The following is a 263-nucleotide window of genomic DNA, read 5'->3' on the forward strand; positions in this document are numbered from 1 at the left end:
GTTGTATCCTTTAAATGTTCGAGGATAAGGAACCCTCCTGCATCGATATCTCCAAAGTGATAGTAAGTGGCATCAGAGTTTTGATCATAGAGCATTTTTATAAAATCCCTTCTCACCCTGTTATGAAATCCACCTAAATAGATTACAAAATAGTCCTTCTCTTGAAAGCTATGAAAAGTTGTTAGATTTTCGACAGTCATTACCTTTCCCCTGAAAACCTTAACAGAATCAATATCACCAAGCATACTGGATGATATTGCAAT

Annotated in this window: 1 protein-coding gene; it reads right to left on the reverse strand. The window is 35.7% G+C overall.

The window, feature by feature from the left end:
- Positions 1 to 263 (reverse strand): Wadjet anti-phage system protein JetD domain-containing protein (locus ACKX14_RS16035; protein WP_422449407.1); only part of this gene is annotated, 263 nt, incomplete at both ends.

The organism is Thermorhabdus hydrogeniformans (genome assembly GCF_049310025.1).
Taxonomy (GTDB): Bacteria; Bacillota; Thermosediminibacteria; order Thermosediminibacterales; family Tepidanaerobacteraceae; genus JBJYKD01.